Genomic DNA, 1,570 nt, shown 5'->3' with positions numbered 1-1,570 from the left:
CCGCGCACCACGCCGCCGCGCACTCGCGCGCCGACGACGACTGACCGCGGATCCCGTCGCCCGGCCGGCCGCCGTCATCGGCCGAGCGCGTCAGGTCACCAGCCGCGCTCGGCCAGGTGGTGGCCCACCGGGATCTCGTCGACGTTGATGCCGACCATGGCCTCGCCCAGGCCGCGGGAGACCTTGGCGATGACGTCGGGGTCGTCGTAGAAGGTGGTGGCCTTGACGATCGCCTCGGCCCGCTGGGCCGGGTTGCCTGACTTGAAGATGCCGGAGCCGACGAAGACGCCCTCGGCGCCGAGCTGCATCATCATCGCCGCGTCGGCGGGGGTCGCGATGCCGCCGGCGGTGAAGAGCACGACCGGCAGCTTGCCCGCCTGCGCCACTTCCTTGACGAGCTCGTAGGGCGCCTGCAGCTCCTTGGCCGCCACGAACAGCTCGTCCTCCGGCAGGTTCTGCAGGCGGCGGATCTGCTGGCGGATCTGACGCATGTGGGTGGTCGCGTTGGACACGTCCCCCGTGCCCGCCTCGCCCTTGGAGCGGATCATCGCGGCACCCTCGGTGATCCGGCGCAGGGCCTCGCCCAGGTTGGTCGCACCGCAGACGAAGGGCACCGTGAAGGCCCACTTGTCGATGTGGTTGGCGTAGTCGGCCGGCGTCAGCACCTCGGACTCGTCGATGTAGTCGACGCCCAGGCTCTGCAGCACCTGCGCCTCGACGAAGTGACCGATGCGGGCCTTGGCCATCACCGGGATCGACACGGTGCTCACGATGCCGTCGATCATGTCGGGGTCGGACATCCGCGATACGCCGCCCTGGGCCCGGATGTCGGCGGGGACCCGCTCGAGGGCCATGACGGCGACCGCGCCCGCGTCCTCGGCGATCTTGGCCTGCTCGGGCGTGACCACGTCCATGATCACGCCGCCCTTGAGCATCTCGGCCATGCCGCGCTTGACGCGGGCGGTGCCGGTCCTGTGCTCGGCCTGGGCCGGATCGGTCTGGGGAATCTGCTGCTCGGTCACGGCTGCCGACCTCTCTGAAGGTGGTGGGTACTGGTGCGCTGGTGTAGGAGGGGGAGGCCGACCGGCTCCTCGCTCGGTCCCAGTCTACGGGCTCAGCCGGACCGTTCGAGCAGCGGCAGCTCGTCGGCGAACTCGATGGTCTGCGGCAGCTCGGCGTGGCCGGCCAGGCGGAACCACCGCACCACCCTCTTGCGCCGCACCCGTTGGACGTCGGTCACCGCGTCGTTGTGGAACCGGCGCGCCAGCTGCACCCGCTGCGACGCTGCCGCAACGCGGGCCAGCGCGGCTTCGCCGATCTCGCCCTCCTGCGCGATGTGGGCGAGGGCGTCCGGTGACAGCGCGAGCTCGAGCGCGTGGGTCAGGTCGCTCTCGATGGCCTCCCGGCCGGTATGCCGTTCGTCCGCCGCTTCCAGCGACTCGGACGCCGCGCCGGCCAGCAGCAGAGCGCTCGCCGGGTCCAGCACGCCGGAGTTGGCCAGCTCGAGGGTCGCCTCCGCCCGGCGCACCAACTGCGCGTCGAGGGCGGTCAGGGCGCCCTCGACGCGCCC

At 71.8% G+C, this 1,570-nt stretch carries 2 protein-coding genes; both read right to left on the bottom strand.

What is annotated here, in order from left to right:
* Positions 1-95: 95 nt before the first annotated feature.
* A complete protein-coding gene (gene pdxS / locus FRW57_RS21430) occupies positions 96-1,022 on the bottom strand; it encodes a pyridoxal 5'-phosphate synthase lyase subunit PdxS (protein WP_202911445.1) in 927 nt (308 codons plus the stop codon).
* Between the two features lie 92 nt (positions 1,023-1,114).
* Positions 1,115-1,570 (bottom strand): hypothetical protein (locus tag FRW57_RS23660; RefSeq protein ID WP_162529465.1); only part of this gene is annotated, 456 nt, incomplete at its 5' end.

The sequence above is a fragment of the Segeticoccus rhizosphaerae genome (assembly GCF_009192725.1).
GTDB classification, from domain to species: domain Bacteria; phylum Actinomycetota; class Actinomycetes; order Actinomycetales; family Dermatophilaceae; genus Segeticoccus; species Segeticoccus rhizosphaerae.
Note: the sequence above shows the minus strand (reverse complement) of the source record. Positions and strands in the feature narration are given on the sequence as shown.